The following is a 25,493-nucleotide window of genomic DNA, read 5'->3' as shown; positions in this document are numbered from 1 at the left end:
GATCAGGAACGCACTGTCCCTGCAGTCGATTTGTTCGCTGGGCGCGGACGTCCGCGCCGCAGCACACCTCCCATACCCGCGACGAATGTAGGTATGCCGGCCGCTACGATAATCAGTGCCCAATCGCGGAAGTACAGATCGGTCGTTTTGAAAATCGGCTGCAGCGCATCCAGATACACGACCCCAAGCACGAGCACGATCGAGGAAAGCACGGCCCATACAAGATACTTGTTTTCAAAAATATTGCGATGGAAAACGCTGTGCTGGCTGCGGCAGTCAAAGACGTGGATCAACTGGGCCATGACGAGTGTGACAAATGCGACAGTCTGCGCGTGGACGAGGTCATCCGGGTTCTCCCGCCAGGTCAGCCAGAAGGCCAGAAGCGTCATGAGGCCGATCAAAAAGCCGCGGCTGACAATCTTCCATCCCAATCCCCTGGCGAAAATGTTCTCGTGCTTGTTGCGCGGCCGCTGGTACATCGTGTCTGCCTCGGGCGGATCGACCCCCAGCGCCATCGCCGGCAGCCCATCCGTCACCAGGTTCACCCAGAGAATCTGGATCGGCACCAGGGGCAGCGGCATCCCCAAAATCATGGCGAAGAACATGACCAGAATCTCACCCACGTTGGAGGCGAGCAAATAGCGAATAAATTTCCGGATGTTGTCGTAAATGTTGCGGCCCTCTTCGACCGCAGCAACGATCGTGGCAAAATTGTCATCACGCAAAACGAGATCGGCGGCTTCCTTGGTCACATCGGTACCGGTAATCCCCATGGCAATCCCGATGTCTGCCGTTTTGATCGCAGGCGCGTCGTTTACGCCGTCGCCAGTCATCGCCACTACATGCCCGTTGCTTTGCAAGGCGCGGACGATCCGAAGCTTGTGCTCTGGCGAGACCCGGGCATAAACCGCGACCCGCTCGGCCCGTTCGGCCAGCTCTTCATCGGTCAATCGATCCAGCTCGCGCCCCTCCATGATCTCTCCGTAGCCGCGCATCAGCCCGATTTGGCGGGCAATCGCCTCAGCGGTAATGCGATGGTCGCCGGTAATCATCACCGTCTTGATGCCTGCTTGATGACACAGATTGATCGCCGGGCGCACTTCCTCGCGCGGCGGGTCAATCATGCCCGCCAGTCCGACAAAGATCAGGTCGGTTTCCTTTATTTCGGCCGATTGACCCCTGCGATAGCCTTGCAGCGGCTTGTAGGCGAATCCCAGGACCCGCAAAGCCTGGGCGGCCATTTCCTCTGTCTGGTCCAAAATCCGGTGGCGCATCGTGGCGGACAGGGGCTGCACCTGGCCGTTCCACATGATGTGGCTGCATCTGGAAAGCAGCGCTTCCGCCGCCCCCTTGGTCAACAGGACATAGCTTCCGTCGCTTTTTTGCTCCACGACCGACATCATTTTGCGGTCGGAGTCAAAAGGCAGTTCGTCTACGCGAACACCCTCCTGACGCCCTTTGCCTGTCTCCGGATCGAAGCCGAGGCCCTTGGCCGCCAGTACCTTGAGTGCGCCTTCCGTAGGATCTCCCACCACCTGCCACCGCTTCACCGCTTTCCCCATGCCAAGCAGTCTGCGCGCCTTCTCCTCTTCGCAGGAGAGCTGGGCGTTGTTGCAGCGCTGGGCGATCTGCAGCAACTGAACCAGCGCCTGATCGCGGTCGGGAGCAATTTGCTTGCCCTGCAGAAGAAAGGCGCCATGCGGCTCGTAGCCGCTGCCGGTTACCTGATAGGTCGTGTTGCTATGCCAGATGTGGGTGACAGTCATTTTGTTCTGCGTCAAAGTTCCTGTCTTGTCGGAGCAAATGACTGAGGCACATCCAAGCGTTTCTACGGACGGCAGCTTGCGGACGATTGCGTTTCGCCTGATCATCCGCTGTACCCCCAAAGCCAGGGCAACAGTCACGATGGCCGGCAAACCTTCCGGGATTGCGGCGACCGCCAAACTCACACCGGCGAGAAACATCGTAAACAGCTCATGACCATGCCATACCCCTGCTCCGATCACGACCAGCGTGAGCAGAACGGCGACGACTACGAGGATTTTCCCCATTTGCTCCAAGCGGATCTGCAAAGGAGTCTCGGCTATCTCCGCCTGATTCATCATATGGGCGATCTTTCCGATCTCGGTATCCATTCCTGTGGAGACGACCAGCCCTTGCCCGGTCCCTCCGGTCACCATCGTGCCCATGAATGCAAGGTTTTTCTGGTCTCCGAGCGGCACCGCATCATCGGACACAGCCGAGAGCGCCCCCGCGGTTTTGGAAACCGGAACAGACTCCCCTGTCAATGCCGACTCCTCGATCTCTAGCCGATTGGCTGAAAACAGACGCAGGTCAGCCGGGACCCGATCCCCTGCTTCCAGCAGCACCAGATCGCCGGGAACGAGCCGGGATGCCGGGATCAGGAAAAGCTGGCCGTCGCGCATCACGCGGGCCATCGGGGAGGCCAAATCCTTTAAGGCCTGCAGGGACCGTTCTGCCTTGGCTTCCTGAATAAAGCCCAGCACCCCGTTAATGAAAATGATGGCGATAATCGTGATGGCATCGAGATACTCTCCGAGAAAATAAGAAATCAACGTGGCAACGAACAGAATCAGCACCATGAAATCTTTAAACTGGTCAAGCAAGACCGTAAACAGCGGCTTGCGCTTGTTCGCGGCCAACTGGTTGGCGCCGATCTTGGCCAGTCTGCGCTCCGCTTCACTCTGGGACAGTCCTTCTCTGGCGTCGCTGTTCAGCGCTCTCGTCACATCAGCAGCCGCAAGCGTGTACCATTTTTGATTGGGCCTTGTGTCCACCTGAATCTCCTCCATCCCGTTCACACTTCATCTCATATGTATGCAGACAGGCCCCAAAATAACCCACTTGTCCGGGGAACACACAAACAACCCGTCCTTGCTTGCAGAAAGGACGGGTCGATTTACGATCTCACGTGAAGCTTTTGAACAAACCGATACAGATGAGCAGGATGGGGGGAAACCAGGTAAGCCGCGACAGCCACTTCCACCTTCCGGCCTGTTGCCCCAATACCACGCCAAGATACAGCAGGCCACCGCTCATCGCGGCGATACATGCAGCTACCGTCAGGGGAGAATAGCCTAAGAATGTCAAACTGATCCCCGCGCCAAAAGCGTCCAGCGACAGCGCCAATCCCAGCAAAACCGCTTCCCTGCCCGTAATATGCCCCGATTTGTCGGCATCCGCATAAGAGGGGTCTCTGAGGATCTGGATGATCAGCCCAAAAATGCGGAATTGGGATACGAGCGCCGGATCGCCGCTTTGTTCAGACTCGCCTGCACTTGTCTGGTCCTTTTTGGCTGAACGGGCAGAGACCAGCCGCCACAAGGTAAATGAGCCCATCCCGATCAGTACAGCCGCTCCGATTTGTTTGCCCCACTCCGGTGACAGCCAGAATACAAGCGTCGAACCTACTGCCATTACCGTATACACCACGGCAAAGGAACAACCGGCGACGACGGCAAGGGATATCAGAGGAATCCGCATATTCCGAAGACCGTATGTCAATCCAACGGTGACGCTATCCATGCTAATCGCCAGGGACACAAGAAGAAGCGAGAGCCAGCCGCTCATGATGCCATCACCTCTCTTTCCCGTTGCCCTTTAGAATACGCTCCGCGCTTATCCGATGTGCCCTTTTTGACCAGGGGCGTTTTCCCGCAGCTTTCGCTCATCTGTAAACACGATATGTTTCAAGCAAAAAGAAAAGCCCGGAGGGTATGCCCCGGGCCAAAAACTTGCGTGTTTACAGATCATCAAAGCCGCCAAAGTCAAAATCGTCTCCGCCTTCATCGCCGCCGGACTCTTCGCCCGACTCCCCGAAGGCAAGCTCACCCGCATCCGACATGAGCTCGCCCAAGAGCATTCCTCCCAGGAGGCCCGCAGCCATTCCGCCGATCATGCCGCCCATGCCGGAACGACCTCCATGCATTTGCCCATAGGAAGCCATGGAAACATACGGGATGGCTTGCGGATTTTCCGCGTACTCGCGCAGTTTTTCCAGCAAAAAACGGGACAGCTCCTCTTCCTTCTCTGCGGCAAGCAGCTCCTGCGGCACGATGAGCTCTGCCTTGTACTCCTTCTGGCGTCCCATCAGCATGCCCGGCACGGTCAAGTCGAGCTCGAGCAGCAGCCGCATTTCGCCAGGCGTGGAGAAAAAGACGACATCCAGCTCGCGCAGCGGTATCCCCAGCGACTGCCCTGTAAAGAACGAAAACTCTTGTCCATAAGGAGTCAGACCGCCGGAGTCCGGCTTTTGCCGCAGGTCCAGCCGGTTCAGGGCGTTCAGTACCCGCTCCACCGGCTCCGGCGGCAGCACCTCCACCCGATCCATGTCAGTCGGATCAAGCGCCATTTCCACGTCCAGCTTTGTCTGCAAGCCGTACTGGATAGACGGCGACGAGATCGCCAGCCCCTGCGGAAGCTCAAAGGAAACGGGGATGTCCACTGTGTAAGGCTTTGGCAGTACCTTAAAGCTGTGGGCAACCTGGACGGAATGCACCTGACGGGTTACGATTTGCCCTTTGACCCGGGCGTTCATCATCAAAAGAACGCTCAGCTCTGTAATCCGCTGCTCCACGTTCCCGCCTTCGATATGAATGTGTCCGGTCACGGTTTCACCCAGGCGATAAGCCGGCTGATCCAGCCGAAGATCCACGGTTGCTGCGCCTACGCCGAATTTGGCCATCAACTTTTTGAACATGACGGTTTCCTCCTTATCAAATAAACGAACGCTAATATATCCAGTGTAGCAAAAGCTGGATGGCTGCGCGAGTGGCACCGGCAATTGTTCACGAAACGATCATGGAGGAACGCCGCCTGCCTCTTACCGCCTTGTTAATCGATCGTTTAATTGGCGCTCCTTTCCGGGTCAGCTTCCGGGAATGCACACGGTAGCTGACTTGCGGCAAGTCACTGGCAAGCCTGCTTCCTGAAGGAAAAAAGAAGCAGACTTCACGGTCTTTCCCGCTCCTTTTTTCCTGCCGGCTCATTTTGGCCTGCCACTCATTTTTATCTGCCAGTTCATTTTGGTCTGCCAGCTCCTTTGGCCTGCCCTCTACTTCATCCGGTCGAGCGCAATATTCAGCTTGAGTACATTCACCCGGGGCTGTCCAAAGACACCCAGACTCCGCTCCTCGGTATACTCGTCAATCAAGGCGTTCAGCCTAGCCTGATCGAGATTCCTCGCTTTTGCGATGCGCTCTGCCTGTACGCGAGCCGCCTCGGGGGAAATGTGCGGGTCCAGCCCGGAGCCGGAGTTGGTCAAGAGATCGGCGGGGATCTCTTCCCGCTTGACTGTCGGATTGGCCTTCAGAAAAGCCTCTATGTCCTTTGTCGTCCGCCCGGCCAAAGCCGGATTGGACGGGGCGTAGTTGTTGGAGCCGGAGCTTGCCGCATTATATTCAATAGAAGAAATGCGTCCCGCAAAATACTTCGGGTCTGTAAACGCTTGGCCGATCAGCTCTGAACCGATCACGTTTCCCTTGTCATCCACGATCAGGCTGCCGCTCGCCTTGGCGGGCATCGCCAGCTTGGAGATGCCGGTCATCGCCAGCGGGTAGGCAAGCCCGCAGATCAAAAGCAGAACGACACTGAGACGAACATTTTGCAGCATGGACATTCACCTATTCCTTTCCATTATGGGTGTCGTGACGATTTAGACCAGGCTCAGCGAGACCAGCGCCAAGTCGATCAGCTTGATGCCGACAAACGGAGCGGCGATTCCGCCCAATCCGTATAAGGCAAGATTGCGGCCAAGCAGCCTGCTTGCGCTCATCGGGACGTATTTGACCCCTTTCATCGCCAGCGGAATCAGGATCGGGATGATGACGGCATTGAAGATCAGCGCGGACAGTATGGCGCTTTGCGGTGTAGCCAGCTGCATGATGTTGAGCGCCGACATCTGCGGAATTGCCAGCATGAACATCGCCGGGATGATCGCGAAATACTTGGCGACGTCGTTGGCGATGCTGAACGTCGTCAATGCTCCGCGGGTCATCAAAAGCTGCTTGCCAATCGCTACCACCTCGATGATTTTGGTCGGATCGGAATCGAGATCCACCATGTTGGCTGCTTCCTTCGCCGCCACGGTACCGCTGTTCATCGCCAGCCCGACGTCCGCCTGGGCCAGCGCCGGAGCGTCGTTGGTGCCGTCTCCCGTCATAGCGACCAGCTTCCCTTGCGCCTGCTCTTTTTTGATCAAGGAAATCTTGTCTTCCGGCTTCGCCTCCGCAACGAAGTCGTCTACCCCCGCCTCACGGGCAATCGTCGCCGCCGTCAGCGGATTGTCGCCCGTGCACATGACGGTGCGGATGCCCATCCGCCGCAGCTCCTCGAAGCGGTCCCGCATACCCGGCTTGACTGTATCTTTGAGATAGATCAGCCCGAGGATGCGTTCGTCCACGGCTACAGCCAAAGGCGTGCCGCCCTCTGTGGCGATCAGCCGCATTTTCTCCTCCAGCTCCGCGGGAATCTGACCGCCTTTTTCTGCGATATGCGCCTTGATCGCATCGACAGCTCCTTTGCGTATTTCACGCCCGTCCGGAAGCAGCGTGCCGCTCATTCTCGTCTCCGCCCGAAATTCGATTCCCACTGCCCGAGGGATATCCAGAACAGGCGAAGAAACTCCCTGCCGCTTTGCCAGTTCGATAATAGACCTTCCCTCCGGCGTCTCGTCAAAGATGGAGCTTTGCGCCGCAGCCAGGCTCAATTCCTCCTCGCTCGCATTCCCGACCGGGAAAAAGGCCGCGGCCATCCGGTTCCCAAACGTAATCGTTCCGGTTTTGTCCAAAATAATCGTGTTGATGTCGCCTGCGGCCTCTACCGCTTTCCCCGATTTGGCGATCACATGGAACTGCGTGACGCGATCCATGCCGGCGATGCCGATGGCTGACAAAAGCCCCCCGATGGTGGTAGGAATCAGGCAGACCAGCAGCGCGATCAGCGTCGCCATGGGGATAGCTGCATTCACGTAACCGGCGATCGGCAAAAGCGTCGTGCAGACGATCAGAAAAATCAGCGTCAGCGTGACGAGGAGCGTGCTCAATGCGATTTCGTTCGGCGTTTTTTGCCGCTTGGCCCCTTCTACGAGACTGATCATGCGATCCAGGAACGATTCGCCCGGATCGGCAGTGATCCGCACCTTGATCGTGTCGCTGACGACCCGCGTTCCGCCGGTGACCGAGTTGAAATCCCCGCCCGCCTCCTTGATCACGGGGGCGGACTCTCCGGTGATCGCCGATTCATCCACCGACGCGACGCCTTCGACAATTTCGCCGTCGCCCGGGATCATTTCGCCCGCCTCGACGATGACGAGATCGCCCTTTCGCAGCTTGGTGGCCGGGATCGCTTTGACGCTTCCATCCTTTTGGACGAGCCGGCCCACCGCATCCTGTTTCGTTTTTTTCAGGCTGTCCGCCTGCGCCCTGCCCCGGCCTTCGGCGAGCGCCTCGGCAAAGTTGGCAAAGAGGATCGTGAACAGCAGGATCAAGCTGACGGCCGCATTGTAGCCCGGATCGGACTGGCCGCCAAAAGAGGTCGGAAAAAAAGCCAAGAGCAGCGTGATCAAAAATCCTGCTTCGACGACGAACATCACCGGATTTTTGCACATCACGCGCGGGTCCAGCTTCCGGAATGAATCCAGCAGAGCCCGTTTGTACAAATCATGGGAAAGCGCGGTTTTGCGCTGTGTACTCATCGAAAGTCTCCTTCCCCCGGAGCCGCTTTGTTTATACTCCGGGTCGGCAATAATCCAAGGTCAGCCATATCAATTACATACACGTGTCTATCGGATCGTCAGCCACTCGGCCACTGGACCCAGCGCAACGACCGGGAAAAAGGTCAGCGCCCCGACGATCAGGACTGTCGCCAAGAGAATAAGCAAAAAGACGCTGCTGTCGGTCTGTAGCGTGCCCAAGGTCACCGGCACCGGCGTTTTTCTGAGCAGCGACCCGGCTACCGCAACCATCGTGATGATGGAGATGTACCGCCCAAACAGCATGACCAAGCCGGTCGAAATATTCCAAAACGGCGTGTTGTCCCCCAGCCCTTCAAAGCCCGAGCCGTTGTTGGCAGCCGAGGACGTGAATTCGTAGACGACCTGCGAAATGCCGTGAAAGCCGGGATTGGAGATGGCGGTGCTGCCCATCCCGGTGGCAAGAGCCACGGCGGACGGCGCCAAAATGATCAACGGGTGGACGAGAAGCGTGAGCGCGATCAGCTTCATCTCCTTTGCCTCGATCTTGCGGCCCAGAAACTCGGGCGTCCTCCCGACCATCAGCCCGGCCAGAAACACCGCCAGCAAGGCGTACATCAGGATGTTGACCATGCCGACTCCGTCGCCGCCAAAGACGCAGTTGAGCATCATCTGCGCGAGCGGAACCAGGCCGCCCAGCGGCGTCAGGGTGTCGTGCATGTTGTTGACCGTGCCGGTCGTGGCGGCTATGGTCACTGCGGTAAACAGGGCGCTTTGCACGATGCCGAAGCGCACTTCCTTTCCTTCCATGCTGCCCATCTCCTGAGAGAGGCCCGCTTTTGCCAGAGCCGGGTTGCCGTTCGTTTCACTGATGTACGCCATGGTTAAAAAGGCAAGGAACATCAGCCCCATAGCGGCAAACAAAATCCACCCCTGCTTGCTGCTTTTCGCCATGTGCCCAAACGCAATCGGCAGCGCGGCCGGGATGACAAACATCGAGAGCATTTCCAGCACATTGGTAAACGGCGTCGGGTTTTCAAACGGATGGGACGAGTTGACGCCGAAAAAGCCGCCTCCGTTCGTTCCCAGATGCTTGATCGCAACCAGGGAAGCTACAGGCCCTCGCGCGATCTGCTGTTCCACGCCTTCGAGCGTATGGGCGGTCGCCGCCGGCTCCAGCGTCTGCGGTACTCCCTGGCTGACCAGTACCAGCGTGACGACGACAGCCAGCGGGATCAGCAGCCGTGTATGGGCACGCACCAGGTCGACGTAAAAGTTGCCGAGGCTACTTTGGCCGGTCACTCCCCGCATGAATGCCATCACGGCGGCGATTCCCGTCGCTGGCGTAGTAAACATCAGGTACATAATGACAGCCATTTGCGACAGATAGGAAAGTCCTGTCTCGCCGCTGTAATGCTGCAGGTTCGTATTGGTCAGAAAGGATGTGACGGTATTGAATGCCAGCAGCGGTTCCATCGCGCCGATGCCCGCCGGATTGCCCGGCAAAATCCCCTGCAGCCGCAAAATCAGATAGCAGATGGCGGCCATCGCCAGGTTGCTGGCCAGCAGAGCCACAACATACTGCTTCCAGTTCATGTCCCCTGTCCGAATGCCGGACACCTTATAGAGGGCCTGCTCTACGCCGCCGAACACTTTGTCCATCCTGGTCCTCTCAAGGGCAAAGGCCCTCTCCAGATAACGGCCCATCGGGATGGCGGCCGCAAGCAGCAAGGCCAAAAACAACGAAATTTGGATGAAGTCCACAACAAGCTCCTCCTCACATGTTTCAAACAGACGGACTCTAGTATTTCTCCGGATAAACAAGGGCGTGGCACAGGTATACGATCAGCCCGGCGGCGATCAACAGCAAAACGCTCATTCCTTCTTCCCCTCCTGCTCTTCTGCTACTGCCTCGCAAAACTTGACGACGCCGTAAAAAATCGCAAACGACAAGGCGATCAGCAATACGGAAACCGCGTCCATCTTCGAGCCTCCCTCCATGCTCAGGAAATTGCTTATAGTCCAATCCACCCGGAATACTTGCTTGCTTTCATCCTCCCTTTGACTTGTCGTGTATGAGCCGAGCGGACTCTTTCGCTTACGCCTCTGCCCCTCTCCCAAGCGATGCCCGGAGCGGTGCCTTTGGGTAAAAAAATAGACCAATGCTTACTCCTTCCCCAGGCGACAAACAAGCACAGGCCACTGCGGGCAGCCAAAAAAACAGCCGCTCGCAAACGGATCGGGCCGGACGGCGATTCATCCAGAATCGCTTCTCCCTTCGATCCGCCGGTGTCTCTTGCTTTGCCTTGTCGGGGAAAAAGTACTCATTGGTCTACCTAACGCCCAGCCGGCAATCCATTGCCCTCTTTGCGCTCTGTCTCCCTGTTCCTTTTTCCAAAACAGACGATTTTTACTGACAGAAAAACGAAAAGACCTGCAAATCAGATCGAACAGGCGGATTGCTGCCGCATTTGGGCAACAAAAAAAGCCTCCTCGAACAGGCGGTCTTTTGACCTCCCTCGCTTTAGCCGACGAAGTTAGCTGACGGGTAGGATGGCGAAAGAGTTTCTCATCCCTTCCACAAAAACCGTGGAATTAACCCCTACTGATTGGGTCCTCCGCTCCCGGGCGCCCCGGGACTAGGCCAGATTTGCAATTGGTTGTTATGTGTCATTATAAGTCGGACGCGATTGGTTGTGAACGGCTGATTTTGACCGATTTCCGATTCTTTTGGGAGAAAAATCGGAATGAAAACGGATAAATCGTTCATTCTCTCAAGCGATCAAATTATTTTGCCCGTTATCTCCCGTTTCCTTTTTTCTCCATTCTCGCGTTGACAGCCTCTCTGGCGCTCAGTAAGATAGGGCTCAATGACAAGATAGGGAGGAATTGGTTTGGCCGTTTCCCACAAGAAGAAAATGGAAGCCGAGATCAGCGAAGCGTTTATCAAGTTTCAGCGCGAACTGATCGGACGCGGCCCGCAGGAAGGAAAATCGTACATCGTCGGCGATATGGTGATCTGCCGCTTCAAAGGCGTCCTCACTGTCGAGGAAAAGCATTTGGCTCATCATGAAAAGGGACGCCGCGTGGTCAAGGAAATGCGAGAGGTCCTGCGCGAGATGTACAGCAAGGAGTGCGAGGAGATCGTCGAAACCATCACCGGCTGCAGGGTGCTTTCCAGCCACAGCGATATCAGCACAAAAATGGGCGAGCGGATCGAGGTTTACGTGCTGAACAAGGATTTGGAGAAGGCGCTGTTGGACATGAAAAGCTAAACTCTAGTGAGTCATCGCCGTTTGGAGGGAACAAAGCTTGAACGAAAAGTATCGGAGGCAGCAGGTGGTGCTCGATCCTCTGAAAGCAAACATTTACAGTATCTTCTTTTCCATCGCTTTTTTCATCGCTGCCCTTTTCCTGTACGGCGGCGAGGTGACGTTTTCCGTGTCGATCCAAGGTCTTTTTCTCTTTCTGCTATTGGTGGTCGCCGGGATTGTTGTCCATGAATGCTTGCACGGGATTGGCTTTTTGCTCAGCAGGGAAGTCTCGTTCTCCGACATCCGCTTTGGATTTGTACCGAAGAAACTGGTTTTCTACTGCTGCTGCGCAAAACCGATTGCGGTATCCCGCTACCGGTTCGCAGTACTGCTGCCCGGCTTGATCTTGGGATTGGTCCCTTTTTGTCTTTCCCTTATGGGACATTCGCTTTTTTGGTACTTGTGGAGCTTTTTTATGATAGCCGGCAGCTTTGGCGATGTTTACATCCTGTGGACACTGCGGAAGTATGACCGGCAGACGCTTATTACCGATTCTGTGGACAGCATCGGTTATGACGCCTATATTCCCGTGGAAGATGGCAATGGAAGCAAGTGAGGTTTGTCACAGCAGCGTTCATCCACCCCAAAAATACAAAAAAAGCCGCGTATGCGAGTGACGTTTGCCATCACCCGATACGCGGCTTCTTTACTTCCAAAAACCGTTTTACGCTACAACATCGTAGCCCTGATCTTCAATCGCTTCCTTGATCGCATCCACAGTCAGTTTGCCTTCGTCGAAAGACACCTCGACCGTTTTTGCCGCCAGGTCAACTTTGCCTGCCGCACCCAGCTCCTTCAGCGCTTTTTCAATCGAGTTTACGCAGTGGTTGCAGGACATTCCTTCTACTTTCAGCGTTACGTTTTGCATCATGATCTCTCCTTCTCAATTTTCCTTTTTATATGATAACCATGCCGCCTCACCGCTCCCAAGGTCAACCCTGGGGATGAGACAGATGGGTCTTGCCTTGTTCTATGGCATGGCCAGCCGGTTGCTGGTGAGGAGCCTCGTCGGGACCGGCCCAGACTGTGTACAGCTGATAGCCGCCGATGACGAGCAGCAGATAGACGATTGCCGAGAGCGCCCATTTTGTTTTGAGATTCATCCTCGTTTCCCCTTTCCCATTACAATTTCACCCGCTGCAGGCGCAGGGCGTTCAGCACGACAGAGACAGAGCTGAAGGCCATTGCGGCCCCGGCCAGCCACGGCGCGAGAAAACCGAGTGCTGCGAACGGAATCCCGACTGTATTGTAGGCGAATGCCCAAAACAGATTTTGCTTGATGTTGCGGATTGTCTTGTGGCTCATCACGATCGCGTCGGCGACACTGGTCAACTCTCCGCGCATCAGCGTGATGTCCGCCGCTTCCATCGCCACATCCGTTCCGGTGCCGATGGCCATGCCGATGTCGGCTGTAGCCAGTGCGGGCGCATCGTTGATGCCATCTCCCACCATCGCTACTTTGTGGCCTTGCTGCTGCAGCTTTTTCACTTCGTCCGCTTTTCCTTCCGGCAACACCTCGGCAATCACCTGGTCAATCCCCGCCTGACGGGCAATCGCTTCTGCCGTCTGCCTGTTGTCCCCGGTCATCATGATGACAGTCAGGCCCATTTCCTTCATCCGCTTTACCGCTTCGCGGGAAGTCGGCTTGATCGTATCTGCCACGGCGACCATACCAGCCAGGCGTCCATCGACAGCAGCGAGCATCGCTGTTTTTCCTTCCTTCTCTAGAGAGGACATGACATCTGCGGCCTGTTCATAGGAAATCGATTTTTCGGCAAGCAGGCGGCGCGTTCCGACGAGCACCTCCCTGCCGTTTACGACCGCGCGGATCCCGAATCCGGGAATCGCTTCAAACGCTTCAGCAGCCCCCAGTGAAACTCCTTTTTCGCCAATCCCTTTGACAATCGCCTGGGCCAGCGGATGCTCCGAATTTTTCTCGGCGGCTCCGACCAGTGCCAGCAGCTCGCTTTCGTCCATGTCATAAGCAAAGACGTCCGTGAGCTCGGGTTCGCCTTTCGTTACGGTACCCGTTTTGTCCAGTACAATGGTATCCAATCGGTGCGCCGTTTCCAGATGCTCTCCGCCTTTAAACAGGATGCCCAGCTCTGCCGCGCGGCCCGAACCGGCCATGATCGAAGTAGGCGTAGCCAGTCCCAATGCGCACGGGCAGGCAATGACGAGCACCGCGATTCCCTTTTCCAATGCCGAGGCGAAATCGCCCGGCGAAACGAACCAGTACCAGATCACGAAGGTAAGGACGGCAATCCCGACTACAACCGGAACGAACACGCCGGATATGCTGTCCGCCAGGCGCTGGATCGGAGCCTTGGAGCCTTGCGCTTCCTCGACTACGCGGATGATTTGAGCCAGTGCCGTTTCTTTTCCGACCTTGGTCGCCTGAATCTGGAGAAAACCGTTTTTGTTCAGTGTCGCGCCGATCACGTTGTCTCCGACAGTCTTATCCACCGGAATGCTTTCACCAGTCAGCATCGATTCATCGACAGCCGACTGTCCTTCCAAAACGACGCCATCTACCGGCACCTTTTCGCCTGGCTTTACATAGACGATGTCCCCCGGGCGCACTTCGTCTACCGGAATCGTCATTTCCTCTCCGTACCGTATGACCACTGCCGTCTTGGCCTGCAAGCCCATCAGCTTGCGAATCGCCTCCGAGGAGCGGCCCTTTGCCTTGGCTTCAAACAGCTTGCCGAGCAGGATCAAGGTAATCAATACCGCGCTGGTCTCAAAATACAGCTCAATCATGTGGGCCCCTGTGCCGATGGATTGGATCGCCATGTACAAACTGTAGAAGTAAGCGGCCGAGGTGCCGAGTGCGACCAGCACATCCATGTTGGCGCTTTTGTTGCGCAAAGCCTTGTATGCTCCAACATAAAATTGTTTACCGACAACGAACTGAACCGGTGTCGCCAAAGCCAGCTGCACCCACGGGTTCATCAGCATATCGGGCAGCCAGATGAACGAGGTAAAGGAAAAGTGGCTCACCATCGCCCACAGAAGCGGCAGGGAAAGGATCAGGGAAAAGAGAAACTTTCCGGTCTGCCGTTCGATTTCCTGGGCCCGGCGGTCCGCCGTTTCCGCCTCGGACTGCTCATCCTTGCGTACGGCCTGATACCCCAGCTTTTCCACCTGCCTGATCAGGTCGGCGACGCTCGCCTGGCTCGCGTCGTACTCGACAGAGCCTGTTTCCAAGGCGAGGTTGACATGCGCCTGGATGACGCCCGGTACCTTTTGCAGCCCTTTTTCAATCCGGGTCGCGCAGGCAGCGCAGGTCATTCCCGAGATGTTGAGCTCTACCTTGTCGGTGATCACTCCGTACCCCAAATCCTCGATTTTTTTCTGGATGTCCTGAAAGCTCATTTTTTCGGCGTCATAGACAACTGTCGATTTTTCCAGGGCGAGGTTGACGCTTGCGGACTCGACGCCTTCGAGCTTTTGCAGACCTTTTTCGATCCGAATGGCACACGCTGCACATGTCATGCCGGATATGGCGACTGTCGCTTCTTTTACTTTGCCGCTCATGTTGATTCCTCCGAACCAAATACCCATATGGGGTATATTTTTATTAGTATTCCCCTTACGTCTTTTCTTATCGCAACTTCAGTATACAGTACCCCCATAGGGTATATCAAGCGTTTTTTTCAAAAAAAAATTCCCCGCTTGTCCATTTCAGCAAAACGGGGTCTGCGAAGCCATCCGAACGCAGTTGCGCCCTGCTTTTTTTTGCTTCATAAAGAGCCTGGTCGGCTCGCTCTATGGCATTTTCCGGGGAGATTGCCTCGGCAGGCAGGAGCGTTGAGACGCCTACGCTCACCGTCACCACACTGCTTGCCTTTGAGCCGCTGTGCGGAATGGCCAGAGATACGATTCGCTCCCTCACATCCTCCGCTATTCCAAGGGCCCGATCTGCGTCTGTACCCGGCAGCAGCACCGCAAATTCTTCTCCACCATAACGGGCGACCATCGCTCCCTGAAGCTTCAGCGCAGATACGGCTGCTGCAGCTGCTCCTGCTGCTTCCCGCAAACACCTGTCTCCCGGTTGATGCCCGTAGGTATCGTTGTACATTTTAAAATAATCGAGATCAAACATAATGAGCGAGAACGGAACCCCACTCGATTGACATGCTTCCCACTCCGCGCGAATTCGCTCGTCGAAGCAGCGCCTGTTGGCTACGCCAGTCAATCCGTCCATATTGGTCAAATCGCGCAAAAGCTGGTTGGCTGACATCAGCTGCTCCTCTGCCCGCTTCCTAAGCGTAATGTCGCGAAAATGAATCAATTGGGCCGGCTCGCCTCGATAGGAAATCCATGTACTCGCCGTCTCGACATCGACCTCGCTGCCATCCTGGCGGCGAAACCTTGTCTCGATCAGATCCGTGACAGACTCCATATGCTTATGCGCATACGTATCGCGACAGGCTTCGGCTCGCCACTCCTCTTTCGTAAAGGTATACAGCGGTTTTCCCAGCAGCTGCTCCCTTTTTTCCAGTCCCAAAAGCTTTAAAGCAGCGTCGTTGGTCAACACAACTCTGCCTTCCCACACCACAAGGACTCCGTCTGGAGAGAGCTGCACCAAGCGCCGGTAGCGCTCCTCGCTCTCCTCAAGCTCGTAAAGCAGGTGATTGGTCCGGCGAATATACGTCATGACCAAATAACTGAGGATCCCCCCCATGAGGGATATTGGCCACTGATACATCGCCACTTGCATTAACAAAGATGTATCGGGAAGATTCATGTACAGAGAAGATGTGGCCACGACAATCCCGTAGAAGTTCAAAAGGATAATCCTGCTCGAGGGCTGCATTCGGAGATACGACAGGGCGCCACACCCGATTCCGATCAGGATGGCAAAAAATGCAGCAGTCAGCGAGGCGGCACTTACACCATACAATCCCACCCGTCCGACCGCGATGATGACGGCTGAAGCCAGGGCCGCAGGCATCCCTCCGAAAAAAGCTGACAACACAATCACTATATGTCGCAAATCCGCCACCACAGAAGGAGAGACTCTGATCGCATACAGCATCAGCAGGACACCTACCATGCCAAGCAAACCGCCATACACCAGACGGATGCGGATGGGGGACTGGGGTACGACCAGCTTTCCTTTGTAAATATGACCGATGATCAAGAAGCACGAAATCAAGATAGCCAGATTGGTACCGAAATCTTTTAACACACTCTCACGCCTTCTGCTTTCTTAGTATGCCACATGCGACCCCGTCACGGGCGATCAGCATGGCAGACGTACTCCGCTACATCATAAAGCTGCAAGGTTCACTTGTAAATGTTTTCGGACCCTCTTCCTTGAAATCGCAAGCCCGTTGTTGTCAGTTTGTCACCTTTTTGAAATGGCAAAAAGCCCTGCTCCTCCCATTCGGAACAGGGCTTCCCGCATTTGCTTTTGAGCCTTGCATATTCATTAGCCTTGCGTATTTATTTACCCTTGCTTTTTATGATAAGCGGCGGCAATCTGCGCAGCCACGGCTGCATTGTGCTTCACCAGGGCAATATTGGTTTGCAGGCTTTTGCCTTCTGTCAGTTCTTTTACTTTCGAGAGCAAGAACGGCGTTACCTTTTTGCCGGCGATTCCGTTTTCTTTCGCTTCCTTCAGCGCTTGCAGAATGACTGCCTCGATCTTGCCGTGATCAAGCGCATCCTTCTCCGGTACCGGGTTGGCGATGACAAGACCGCCGTCCAGACCGAGCTTCCACTTCGTATCCATCACGGTTGCGACTTCTTCTGGAGCATCCAGACGGAAATCGACGCCAAAGCCGCTCTCTCTTGCGAAGAAGGAAGGGAACTCATCCGTGCGATAGCCGACGACAGGCACCCCTTGTGTCTCCAAGTATTCGAGGGTACGGCCGATATCGAGAATCGACTTGCATCCGGCGCATACGACTGCGAGGCCCGTTTGCGCCAGCTCGGTCAGGTCAGCAGACACGTCCCAGGTGATTTCGCCTTCGCGGTGAACACCGCCGATGCCGCCTGTGGCAAAAACGCGGATGCCTGCCAGCTGGGCTGCGATCATCGTACCGGCTACCGTCGTCGCCCCGATTTTGCCGCTGGCGAGAATGTACGGGAAATCGCGTCGGCTTACTTTTTCAACGGATTTGTTCGTCGCGAACTCTTCCAGTTCACTTTCCGACAGCCCGATCTTGATTTTTCCGTCCATAATCCCGATCGTTGCCGGTACCGCGCCGTTGTCACGGATGATCTGCTCGACTTCCTTCGCCATCTCGATATTTTGCGGATACGGCATCCCGTGGGAAATGATTGTTGTTTCCAGGGCTACAACTGGCAAGTTATTGTCCAATGCATGGCGCACTTCATCTGTAAAAGTCAGGTATTGTTTCATCCGTTATCGCTCCTCTTCGTATTGGTTTATCGTTTGTTCCAGTTCCTCCGGCTTCAGCAGCGGCGATACCGAATACTCGGTCTGCAGCGTCAAGGCCGAAGCAGCCATGCCGAGCCGGCACGCTCTGCCCAGCGGCTCACCGTTTACAACCCCGTACAAAAGACCGGAGGCAAAAGCGTCGCCCGCTCCCGTCACGTCCACTACCTCTGTCGGGTAGGGGGCCAGCTTCTCCGCCTGGTCCTCCGATTGATAATAAATGCCCTGTTCGCCGAGCGTCACCACGACACTTTTCACGCCTCGTGCCCTGATTTTCCGGCACGCTTCTTCGCAGTCCTGCATGGTTTTGATCTCCATGCCTGACAAAAGCTCGGCTTCCTCTCGATTCGGCAGGATTGCTTCGACTCCGTCCAAACGCTCGGGCAGTTTTTCCGCCTTGGCAGAAGAAACCGGATCGACGAACAGCGCGATGCCCTCATCCCGGCAGCGTCCGATCACGTATGCCAAACAGTCTGCAGGAAGGTTCGTATCGAGGTAAACGGCCCGGGCGGCTGCGATATGGGACCACCGTTCCGCAAACATTTGCGGCGTGAGCGTATCGTAAATATCCATATTCGCCAGAGAGACGACCATTTCGCCTTCCTTGTCCAAAAGCGCCGTGTACGTACCGGTTCGCTGAGTGGGCAACCGCCACACCTGGCTGATATCGACCCCGTGCTTTTTCGTTTCCTGCAAAATCCAGTCGCCTTCCTTGTCTTCCCCGACACAGCTGATCAGCGAGACATTGCAGCCAAGCCGACCGAGATTTTCCGCGATATTGCGGCCGACCCCTCCGCATGATTCAGAGATGGTTACCGGATTCGATGAGTGGAGCCGCACTTGCTGCTTGGCCCGCGCTTTCCGGTCCAGATTGGCTCCGCCGATGCAGACGATCAGCTCTTCGTCGCGAAGAATATAGGCCCGTCCTTTGATTTCGCCGCGCTTGGTCAGCTGCGCGATATAGCCAGCCACCGCCGACCGGGAAATGCCCATCTTGTCAGCCAGCTCCTGTTGGCTGACGAACGGATTTTCACGAATGTAGCGGAGGATTTGTTTTTCTTTGTCCACGGCCCTCCTCCTTTCTGCCTTAGTAGCATTTGCAACTCGAACTGCTCCTCTTTACAAACAAAAGTTTATCACATAGACAAAAGTTTTCAAAGAGAAAATAATGGTGCCGCAAGAAAAAACGCATTCTTTGACCATCCGCGAAAAGATGGGCACAAGAATGCGCTTCTATAACGGCTATGCTGTGTTATGTTGCTTTTTTGCTAATCCATGGTTGATCGCTTTTGATCGCCTGCATTTTCCGACCTCTATGCCCGCCCTTTTTTACGATCCTACGGCATTCTGCAGCGCCGGCTCCTTCGCTTTTTCCCGATGGCGGGACAGGGCAAAAATCGTCCCGATAATGCACAAACCGCCGATCCACTCAAACATCCCGAACGACACATGCAGCCAAACAACGGTCGTAATCACGGCAGACAATGGTTCCGCGCAGGCAAGCAGGCTGGTTTCTGTCGGGCGGATATAGTTCAGACTGTCTACGTACAGATAAAAGGGAATCAAGGTCCCAAACAAGACGATGAAGACAACAGCCAGAACCGATGGAACCGACCAGATCATGTCAGTTGCTTGCCAGGGCTGTTTTGCCAGGCAAAGACCGATGCCCCCGATCAGCATCGCCCAGCCAAGGACGACTGTAGACCCCCAGCGCCCCAGAAGCGGCTTCGGGTATACGGTGTAAAAAGCAAGCGCCAGCGCCGAGGCCAGCCCCCAAATAACGGCGGCAGCGGAAATCGTCAGCTTCCCCGGATTTCCTCCCGTGATGAGCAGATACGTCCCCCCGAGAGCCAGGATCAGAGCCGTCACCTGTGCTGCTGAAGGCAACTGCCGAAGTTTGATGACGAGATACACAACCAGAAAAACGGGCCCCAAATACTGCAGCAGCGTCGCAGTCGCCGCATTGCCCGCTTCGATCGAGGCAAAATACGTATACTGGACCGCGAGCATGCCTGCGATCGAAAACAGCAGGAGCCGGGCCAAATCACCGCCGGAGAACAAAATCCGCCAAACATTCTGACGATGCGGCCCACATAATGACAGCGCGAGCAGGATCAATCCGGAGGCGAGCAACCGTGACGCTACCAGCCAATCCGTCTGAAACTGATAATGCTGCATGAGCGATTGGGCCACGGTGCCTGAGACTCCCCATAAGATCGAAGCGACAATCACCATTGTAAAGCCGCGGACGCGTAATGAAGAAATCATGGTGTTTTTTCTCCTCTCCCATCCAATATATTATGCAATATATCGCATTCTGCTGTAAAATACAAGAAGATGCTTCTTTTACCAAAACGCCTTCTAAGGAGGACTTGTCATGCCTCTTCCCCCCAATTTGCGAAAGGTCGAACGAACCTCCGCGAAAAACAAGGTATTGCAGCAGCTGCAGACCTGGATCATAGACGGTACCCTGCAGCCGGGCGAAAAAATATTGGATACGGAGCTGGCCGACGCGATAGGAGTCAGCCGGACGCCTGTACGGGAGGCGCTGCAAATCCTGGAGCTGCAGGGCTTTGTAGAGATGCAGCCCGGTGTGGAGACGCGAGTGACCAAGCTGGCTCCCGAAGACGTCCCCAACATCTACCGGCCGCTCATCGCCTTGGAAGCGCTGGCTGCGGAGCTGGTCGTGCCCAAGATCACCGATGCGGTGCTGGACGAATTGACCGAGCTGAACAGGCAGTTTTCCGAAGCGATCGAGACAAGCCAGTCATATGCCGCCATGGAGCTGGACGAGGCGTTTCACAAGCTGATCCACGAAACGGCCGGAAATACGTACATATCATCCTTTACCTCCCTCTTGCACATGCATTTGCGCCGGTTAAAATTTGTCTTCTTCCAGCATTTTTTGCCTGCCCGCACTTCAGTAGAAGAGCATCGTCTACTGATTCAGGCCCTCCGCGACAAAAATGCGGCGGCCGCTGTCGAAGCGATGACGCAAAACTGGCTCAGACCCATGCATGAGGTAGCACGCCAACTGGAAAAAGCAAACAAAGGAGACGACTGATGAATAGACCCTGGCTAAAGCTTTCCCTGATTGAGTCGAATGAAGAAAGAAAGGCATACCGCTCTCTTTTGCTTTTGGCAGATGACTGGGCCGAGGCCGTTGACCAGTACATGTACGAAGGAGAGCTGTATATCGCCCAGGATCAGCAGGACCAAGTGCTGGGCGTTTGTCTGATGCACGCTTTGTCCCCCGAGGAAGCGGAGATCAAGAACCTCGCCGTCCGGCCGGAATTCCGCGGACAGGGAGTGGGGAAGGCCATAATTGAAGAGCTTTGCAGCCGCTTCGCCTCCAAAGGCTTTTCACGGATCATAGTAGGCACCGCCAATTCCAGCATCGACAATCTGGCTTTTTACCAAAAGGCGGGCTTCCGCATGACAGAAATTCGCAAGGATTTTTTCTGTTCCTATCCCGAGCCCGTGATTGAAAACGGGATCCGGGCATGGGACATGGTCATGTTTGAACGCCCTCTGTCTGCATCTTGCTGAAAAAGTCTTGGAAGCTGTCCCCGCTTGCCGATTCCCCCGGCGAAAGGATGATTTGCTGTCCATCGGCACATACTACCGAAAAAAATGGGTGGGATGATGGTGTCGAATCAAACAGACGGACGATACAACAACGCGCAGGCAAAAGGCGAAGACAAGCAGGAAGGCGAGTTCTTCTACTTTGATCTGTCAGACGAGCACCATGAGAAGCTCTTGGAAAAGGAATTGAAGGAAGGTCACGAAAATCCTCTTGGACCTCTGGAAGAGGTAACAAAAGTGGAATATTAAAATCAACCTGGAACCGGCTCCGGCTATGAAAACAAATGGCCGGAGCTTTTTCCTGCTTTCCCTTTCTACATTTGATGCGGGATACGTTGCTGCCGTTTTGTCCGCTTCTTTGACAAGCACCACTAAGAGGTGTATAATTATCTTAAATTTGAGATATGTACTGAACTAAATCCTAAAGGGGGTGCACGCAAATGCCCGAAGAACAGCAACATCGTGACGACTCGCTTTTGCTGATGGTGGTTTTGGCCCGTGCCTATAACTGGGTAACGGCACATACCACGCGGGAAATCCGCCAGCATGGGTTGAATCCCACCGAGTTTGGCGTACTTGAGGTGCTGTACCATAAAGGTCCCCAGCCTCTCCAGCAAATTGGCGAAAAGATCCTGATCTCGAGCGGTAACATTACGTACGTCGTGGACAAACTAGAAAAGAAGCAGCTTCTGGTCCGCAAGCCATGTGCCGAAGACCGGCGGGTTATTTACGCAGAACTGACGGAAAAAGGTCAACAGTTTCTGGCTTCCATCTTTCCCTCCCATAAAATAGCCATTGAGCAAGCCGTCAGTGGCCTCAATCCGGAGGAAAAGAGAAGCGCAATCGAGCTGTTAAAAAAGTTGGGGCATTCTGCTCAAGAGCGCTTTCATAAATAAAAAAACATGGAAGTGTAAAAACTCTTGACAAGATCCTCGATACGTAATAATCTTAAAATCAAGATTTACTATTTCAAGGTTATATACTTTCCTTTTGAAAGGGGAATAAGAAAAGCATGAGTAAAGTATTATTTATCAAAGCCAACAACCGTCCCGTGGAGCAAGCAGTCAGCGTAAAGCTGTACCAAGCTTTCGTGGACTCTTATAAGGAGACCCATCCACAAGACGAGATCGTAGAACTGGATTTGTTCGCAGAAAACCTGCCATACTACGATGTAGAAAAAATCAATGCCATGTTCAAACAAGGCAAAGGAATGGAAATGACTGCTGAAGATCAAAAAGCAGCTGAGCTGGTTAACAAATATCTGAACCAGTTTATCGAAGCCGACAAAGTGATGATCGCATTCCCGCTGTGGAACTTCACTGTACCTGCTGTCCTTCACACGTATTTCGACTACCTGTGCCAAGCAGGCAAAACGTTCCGCTACACTGCAGAAGGTCCAGTTGGGCTGTTGAACAACAAAAAAGTGGCTCTGCTGAACGCACGCGGCGGCGTATACTCCGAAGGTCCTGCTGCCAATGTTGAAATGGCTGTTAAATACGTGCAAACCATTCTGGGCTTCCTGGGCGTGAAAGACATGTCCACTGTCATCGTAGAAGGCCACAATGCGTCCCCTGACAAAGCGGAAGCACTTATTCAAGAAGGCATTGAAAAGGCTGTAAAACTGGCGGAATCCTTCTAAGGCCCGCCGGCCTTTTTTTGGACTAATATCTCAAATTTAAAATACTCTAATTTAAAATTATTTTACAAGGAGTGAATGTATGATGGTAGATGTAGGTTTGTTGATCATTCGTCTTGTTGTCGGTCTTACTTTTGCAGCTCACGGTACACAAAAATTGTTTGGTTGGTTTGGCGGTCACGGATTAAAGGGTACGGGCGGATGGTTTGAATCCATCGGCATGAAGCCCGGCGTCGCCATGGCTCTGATGGCTGGTTTGAGTGAACTGATTGGCGGACTGCTGTTTGCTGCCGGAGTCGGCACCTGGGTAGGCGCTGTGCTGATCATCGGCACGATGCTTGTAGCGATTGTAAAAGTCCACGGCCCTAACGGATACTGGGCAACACAAAACGGCTACGAATACAATCTGACCCTGATTGCTGTCGCTTTGGGCGTTGCTCTGATCGGTCCTGGTGCCTATACGCTGTTCTAATCAAAAACAATCAGCATGTTATGCCTTGCCCTTATGCAAAACAACAGCTAGCATAGAAGCTACTTTCTATGTCATACATGTCCCATAACAAGGAGGCCATTATGCACATTTCCATCTATACACCGGACCAGCAAGGAAAAGGCCATTTCGGCAATGGCGAAATCGTGGAGAGCAAACCGATTGCTTTTCCCCACGAGGAAACGGCTGTCAAGCGCGTCGGCCCCCTCTTTTACTGGGCTTGGGCCAAATCGCTGACGACGTTTGAAATACCGCTGCATCCGCACTCCGGCTTTGAAATCGTTTCGTACGTGCTAAACGGAACGGTTGGTCACCGCGATACACTAGGCAATTTGCAGCAAGTATCCACCGGCGGAGCGCAAGTAATGCAGACCGGATCAGGAGCTTATCACGCCGAAGAAATGAGTACAGGCACGGAAATGTTTCAAATCTGGTTTGAGCCTCATCTCTCCCAGGCGGTCAAGGTGCCGCCCACTTACAACCAGTACAATCATGAAGAGTTTCCGCTCGATGTGATTGACGGCGTACAGGTGAAACGGGTGATCGGTACGGATGCGCCGATTTCTCTCGTGACCGACTCTTTGATGAGAGATATCATCATCCCGGCCAATCATTCCTATCGTTGGCAGCTTCCAAAGGGGTATTCCCTGGCAGCAGTTGTCGTTTCGGGCAAAGGGGAGCTGCATTTGGCAGAAGGAGCGAGTGGCCTTCACGGCGGCGATTTTGCCGTGGTGTCCTCGGATCAGGCCGGAGAGCTCCGGTTTAGCGCCCCTTCCGGTGAATCGCTCCGCCTCGTTGCGATTCAGGTGCCGTCAGAGGTGGACTACCCGCTATACCGAAAGTAAACAACTAGGCAACCTTCCAAACCGTACGATTGAACAGGCCGCTCCGCTGACTGGAGCGGCCTGTTTGTTTGCCTTTGCATATTCCGGCCCCTCCCAAGAGACAATAAAAGGGAATGTTTGACAAAGCATCACAGTGAAAGGACGTTATACGGTGGACGATCTTGTACTGGCGCGAGCCACATTTGGCACTACGATGGCCTTTCACATCATCTTTGCCACTTTGGGCGTAGGGCTGCCCCTGATGATTTTGCTGGCCGAAATTCTCTTCCAGCGCACCCGGGACCGCGACTACGAGCTGATGGCCAAACGCTGGACAAAAGGACAGGCCATTTTGCTCGGTGTGGCCATTCCCTCCGGCACCATCGCAGGTGTACAGTTGTCCCTTTTGTGGCCCGGCTTTATGGAAGTAGTCGGGAAAGTGATCTCCCTGCCGTTTCAAATCGAAATTTTCGCCTTTTTCCTGGAGGCGCTCTTCATGTCCATCTACGTCTATGCCGCCGATCGATTGACCCCGCTGATGCGGCTCGTTTCCGTTTTTATGATCCTGCTTGGGGCTGCTGCTTCAGCGGTTCTCATCACCAATGTCCATGCTTTTGAGGGTACGCCCGCCGGTTTTCGCATTGAAAACGGAGAGGTCGTGGATGTGGACCCCTGGGCGGCATTTTTTAATCCGAGCTTTTTCGTCACTGCGGGCCATGTCGTCGTCTCCGCCTTTATGACAGGCGCTTTTGCCATCGCATCCGTCGCTGCCTGGAAAATGATCAAGTCCGATCAGGAGAGCCGGGAATACGCCTTCCACCAAAAAGCGCTGCTCCTCGGCTTGATCGTCGGCGGGTCTTTCTCGCTCCTCACCGCCTTGAACGGCCACGAATCGGCCCAACTGCTGCACCGCTATCAGCCTGAGAAGCTGGCGGCAGCCGAAGGTCTTTTCCAGACCCAGGCCTATGCCCCGCTGGCCGTCGGAGGTTTTACCGATCCGGAAACCCAGGAAGTGAAATACGGAATCGAAATTCCCTGGATGCTCAGCTTTTTGGCGGGAAACCGCTTTGACGAGGTGGTGGTCGGGCTCAATGACTTCCCTCGGGAGTACTGGCCTCCCCTCTATATCCACACCTTGTTTAACGGCATGGTGGGAATCGGCTCCCTTCTGATCGTCGTCGGATTGCTCGGCTTTGCCTGGAAAAAACTGCTGCGCCGCTCCGTGTTTCCGCGCTGGGTGCTGGGCATCTTTGTCCTTAGCGGCCCGCTGGCTTTGCTCGGCATCGAATTCGGCTGGATCTTTGCCTGTACGGGCCGCCAGCCCTGGGTCATCTACCGGGTGATGCGCACGGCCGACTCTGTCACCCAATCAGCCGGGATCGGCCCGCTGTTTTTCACCTTTCTCGCCGTTTACCTGTTTCTCGGCATCGTGACCATTCTGGTCTTTCGCAGCTATTTTGGCCGCCACCCGCTGGAGCTTCATCCAACGGACCGGCCGTCGGGAGAAACAGCCCCCTAATT

Annotated in this window: 23 protein-coding genes and 1 riboswitch; of the genes, 10 read left to right on the top strand and 13 right to left on the bottom strand. The window is 54.8% G+C overall.

Annotated features, from left to right (window positions below; genetic code table 11):
• Window positions 1–2: 2 nt before the first annotated feature.
• The 6 genes from NSQ24_RS03085 to kdpA form a co-directional block, all read right to left on the bottom strand.
• Window positions 3–2,798, bottom strand: a complete 2,796-nt coding sequence (locus NSQ24_RS03085; RefSeq protein ID WP_024983317.1) for a calcium-translocating P-type ATPase, SERCA-type — start codon at window positions 2,796–2,798, stop codon at window positions 3–5.
• Window positions 2,799–2,928: 130 nt separating this feature from the next.
• Entirely contained in the window at window positions 2,929–3,591 is a 663-nt protein-coding gene (ytaF, locus tag NSQ24_RS03080) for a sporulation membrane protein YtaF (protein ID WP_003389907.1), read from the bottom strand.
• A gap of 172 nt (window positions 3,592–3,763) precedes the next feature.
• Window positions 3,764–4,720, bottom strand: a complete 957-nt coding sequence (locus tag NSQ24_RS03075) for a sporulation protein (RefSeq protein ID WP_003389908.1) — start codon at window positions 4,718–4,720, stop codon at window positions 3,764–3,766.
• A 354-nt stretch (window positions 4,721–5,074) separates the two neighbouring features.
• On the bottom strand, window positions 5,075–5,632 hold the full coding sequence (gene kdpC / locus NSQ24_RS03070) for a potassium-transporting ATPase subunit KdpC (protein ID WP_172920763.1): 558 nt from the start codon (window positions 5,630–5,632) through the stop codon (window positions 5,075–5,077).
• Between the two features lie 42 nt (window positions 5,633–5,674).
• Window positions 5,675–7,714 (bottom strand): potassium-transporting ATPase subunit KdpB, encoded by a 2,040-nt coding sequence (gene kdpB, locus NSQ24_RS03065; RefSeq protein WP_172920764.1) that lies wholly within the window; start codon window positions 7,712–7,714, stop codon window positions 5,675–5,677.
• 87 nt (window positions 7,715–7,801) lie between these two features.
• The gene (gene kdpA / locus NSQ24_RS03060) at window positions 7,802–9,475 is read right to left on the bottom strand and encodes a potassium-transporting ATPase subunit KdpA (protein ID WP_339167220.1); all 1,674 of its coding nucleotides are present in this window, start codon (window positions 9,473–9,475) and stop codon (window positions 7,802–7,804) included.
• 747 nt (window positions 9,476–10,222) lie between these two features.
• Window positions 10,223–10,367, bottom strand: a riboswitch (cyclic di-AMP (ydaO/yuaA leader).
• A gap of 238 nt (window positions 10,368–10,605) precedes the next feature.
• On the opposite strand from kdpA, the gene NSQ24_RS03055 reads away from it, so the two are divergent.
• Both NSQ24_RS03055 and NSQ24_RS03050 read left to right on the top strand, forming a co-directional pair.
• Window positions 10,606–10,986 (top strand): DUF2294 domain-containing protein, encoded by a 381-nt coding sequence (locus NSQ24_RS03055; RefSeq protein WP_003389914.1) that lies wholly within the window; start codon window positions 10,606–10,608, stop codon window positions 10,984–10,986.
• A 37-nt stretch (window positions 10,987–11,023) separates the two neighbouring features.
• Complete coding sequence (locus NSQ24_RS03050; RefSeq protein WP_024983313.1) at window positions 11,024–11,581, top strand: DUF3267 domain-containing protein; 558 nt, start codon at window positions 11,024–11,026, stop codon at window positions 11,579–11,581.
• A 108-nt stretch (window positions 11,582–11,689) separates the two neighbouring features.
• Here NSQ24_RS03050 and NSQ24_RS03045 read toward each other — a convergent pair whose 3' ends face one another.
• From NSQ24_RS03045 to NSQ24_RS03015, 7 genes are all read right to left on the bottom strand, one after another.
• Window positions 11,690–11,893 (bottom strand): copper ion binding protein, encoded by a 204-nt coding sequence (locus tag NSQ24_RS03045; RefSeq protein WP_003389916.1) that lies wholly within the window; start codon window positions 11,891–11,893, stop codon window positions 11,690–11,692.
• 64 nt (window positions 11,894–11,957) lie between these two features.
• A complete protein-coding gene (locus tag NSQ24_RS03040) occupies window positions 11,958–12,128 on the bottom strand; it encodes a hypothetical protein (RefSeq protein WP_155807946.1) in 171 nt (56 codons plus the stop codon).
• A 19-nt stretch (window positions 12,129–12,147) separates the two neighbouring features.
• Window positions 12,148–14,565 (bottom strand): heavy metal translocating P-type ATPase, encoded by a 2,418-nt coding sequence (locus tag NSQ24_RS03035; protein WP_338462723.1) that lies wholly within the window; start codon window positions 14,563–14,565, stop codon window positions 12,148–12,150.
• Window positions 14,566–14,671: 106 nt separating this feature from the next.
• Complete coding sequence (locus tag NSQ24_RS03030) at window positions 14,672–16,222, bottom strand: diguanylate cyclase (protein ID WP_339167218.1); 1,551 nt, start codon at window positions 16,220–16,222, stop codon at window positions 14,672–14,674.
• A 261-nt stretch (window positions 16,223–16,483) separates the two neighbouring features.
• Entirely contained in the window at window positions 16,484–17,401 is a 918-nt protein-coding gene (locus NSQ24_RS03025) for a pseudouridine-5'-phosphate glycosidase (protein ID WP_003389919.1), read from the bottom strand.
• 3 nt (window positions 17,402–17,404) lie between these two features.
• On the bottom strand, window positions 17,405–18,505 hold the full coding sequence (locus NSQ24_RS03020) for a carbohydrate kinase (protein WP_003389921.1): 1,101 nt from the start codon (window positions 18,503–18,505) through the stop codon (window positions 17,405–17,407).
• Between the two features lie 261 nt (window positions 18,506–18,766).
• On the bottom strand, window positions 18,767–19,705 hold the full coding sequence (locus NSQ24_RS03015) for an EamA family transporter (protein WP_003389922.1): 939 nt from the start codon (window positions 19,703–19,705) through the stop codon (window positions 18,767–18,769).
• A gap of 109 nt (window positions 19,706–19,814) precedes the next feature.
• Between NSQ24_RS03015 and NSQ24_RS03010 the strand changes: the two genes are divergently transcribed.
• The 8 genes from NSQ24_RS03010 to NSQ24_RS02975 all read left to right on the top strand — a co-directional run bounded on the left by NSQ24_RS03010 (window position 19,815) and on the right by NSQ24_RS02975 (window position 25,491).
• Entirely contained in the window at window positions 19,815–20,501 is a 687-nt protein-coding gene (locus tag NSQ24_RS03010; RefSeq protein ID WP_003389923.1) for a GntR family transcriptional regulator, read from the top strand.
• Window positions 20,501–20,986 (top strand): GNAT family N-acetyltransferase, encoded by a 486-nt coding sequence (locus NSQ24_RS03005; RefSeq protein WP_024983308.1) that lies wholly within the window; start codon window positions 20,501–20,503, stop codon window positions 20,984–20,986. Before NSQ24_RS03010 ends, NSQ24_RS03005 begins: the two co-directional genes overlap by 1 nt.
• A gap of 99 nt (window positions 20,987–21,085) precedes the next feature.
• The gene (locus NSQ24_RS03000) at window positions 21,086–21,271 is read left to right on the top strand and encodes a hypothetical protein (RefSeq protein WP_024983307.1); all 186 of its coding nucleotides are present in this window, start codon (window positions 21,086–21,088) and stop codon (window positions 21,269–21,271) included.
• Window positions 21,272–21,462: 191 nt separating this feature from the next.
• On the top strand, window positions 21,463–21,918 hold the full coding sequence (locus tag NSQ24_RS02995) for a MarR family transcriptional regulator (protein ID WP_003389926.1): 456 nt from the start codon (window positions 21,463–21,465) through the stop codon (window positions 21,916–21,918).
• Window positions 21,919–22,034: 116 nt separating this feature from the next.
• Window positions 22,035–22,661, top strand: coding sequence for an FMN-dependent NADH-azoreductase (locus NSQ24_RS02990; protein WP_122958081.1), 627 nt, complete (start codon window positions 22,035–22,037; stop codon window positions 22,659–22,661).
• A gap of 82 nt (window positions 22,662–22,743) precedes the next feature.
• The gene (locus NSQ24_RS02985; RefSeq protein ID WP_003389929.1) at window positions 22,744–23,130 is read left to right on the top strand and encodes a DoxX family protein; all 387 of its coding nucleotides are present in this window, start codon (window positions 22,744–22,746) and stop codon (window positions 23,128–23,130) included.
• A gap of 101 nt (window positions 23,131–23,231) precedes the next feature.
• Window positions 23,232–23,993, top strand: a complete 762-nt coding sequence (locus NSQ24_RS02980; RefSeq protein ID WP_122958082.1) for a pirin family protein — start codon at window positions 23,232–23,234, stop codon at window positions 23,991–23,993.
• A gap of 151 nt (window positions 23,994–24,144) precedes the next feature.
• A complete protein-coding gene (locus NSQ24_RS02975; protein WP_003389931.1) occupies window positions 24,145–25,491 on the top strand; it encodes a cytochrome ubiquinol oxidase subunit I in 1,347 nt (448 codons plus the stop codon).
• Window positions 25,492–25,493: the final 2 nt, after the last annotated feature.

This window comes from Brevibacillus sp. FSL L8-0520, assembly GCF_037963895.1.
GTDB lineage: Bacteria > Bacillota > Bacilli > Brevibacillales > Brevibacillaceae > Brevibacillus > Brevibacillus borstelensis.
The sequence above is the reverse complement of the archived record's forward strand: the minus strand, read 5'-3'. Positions and strand labels throughout refer to the sequence as shown.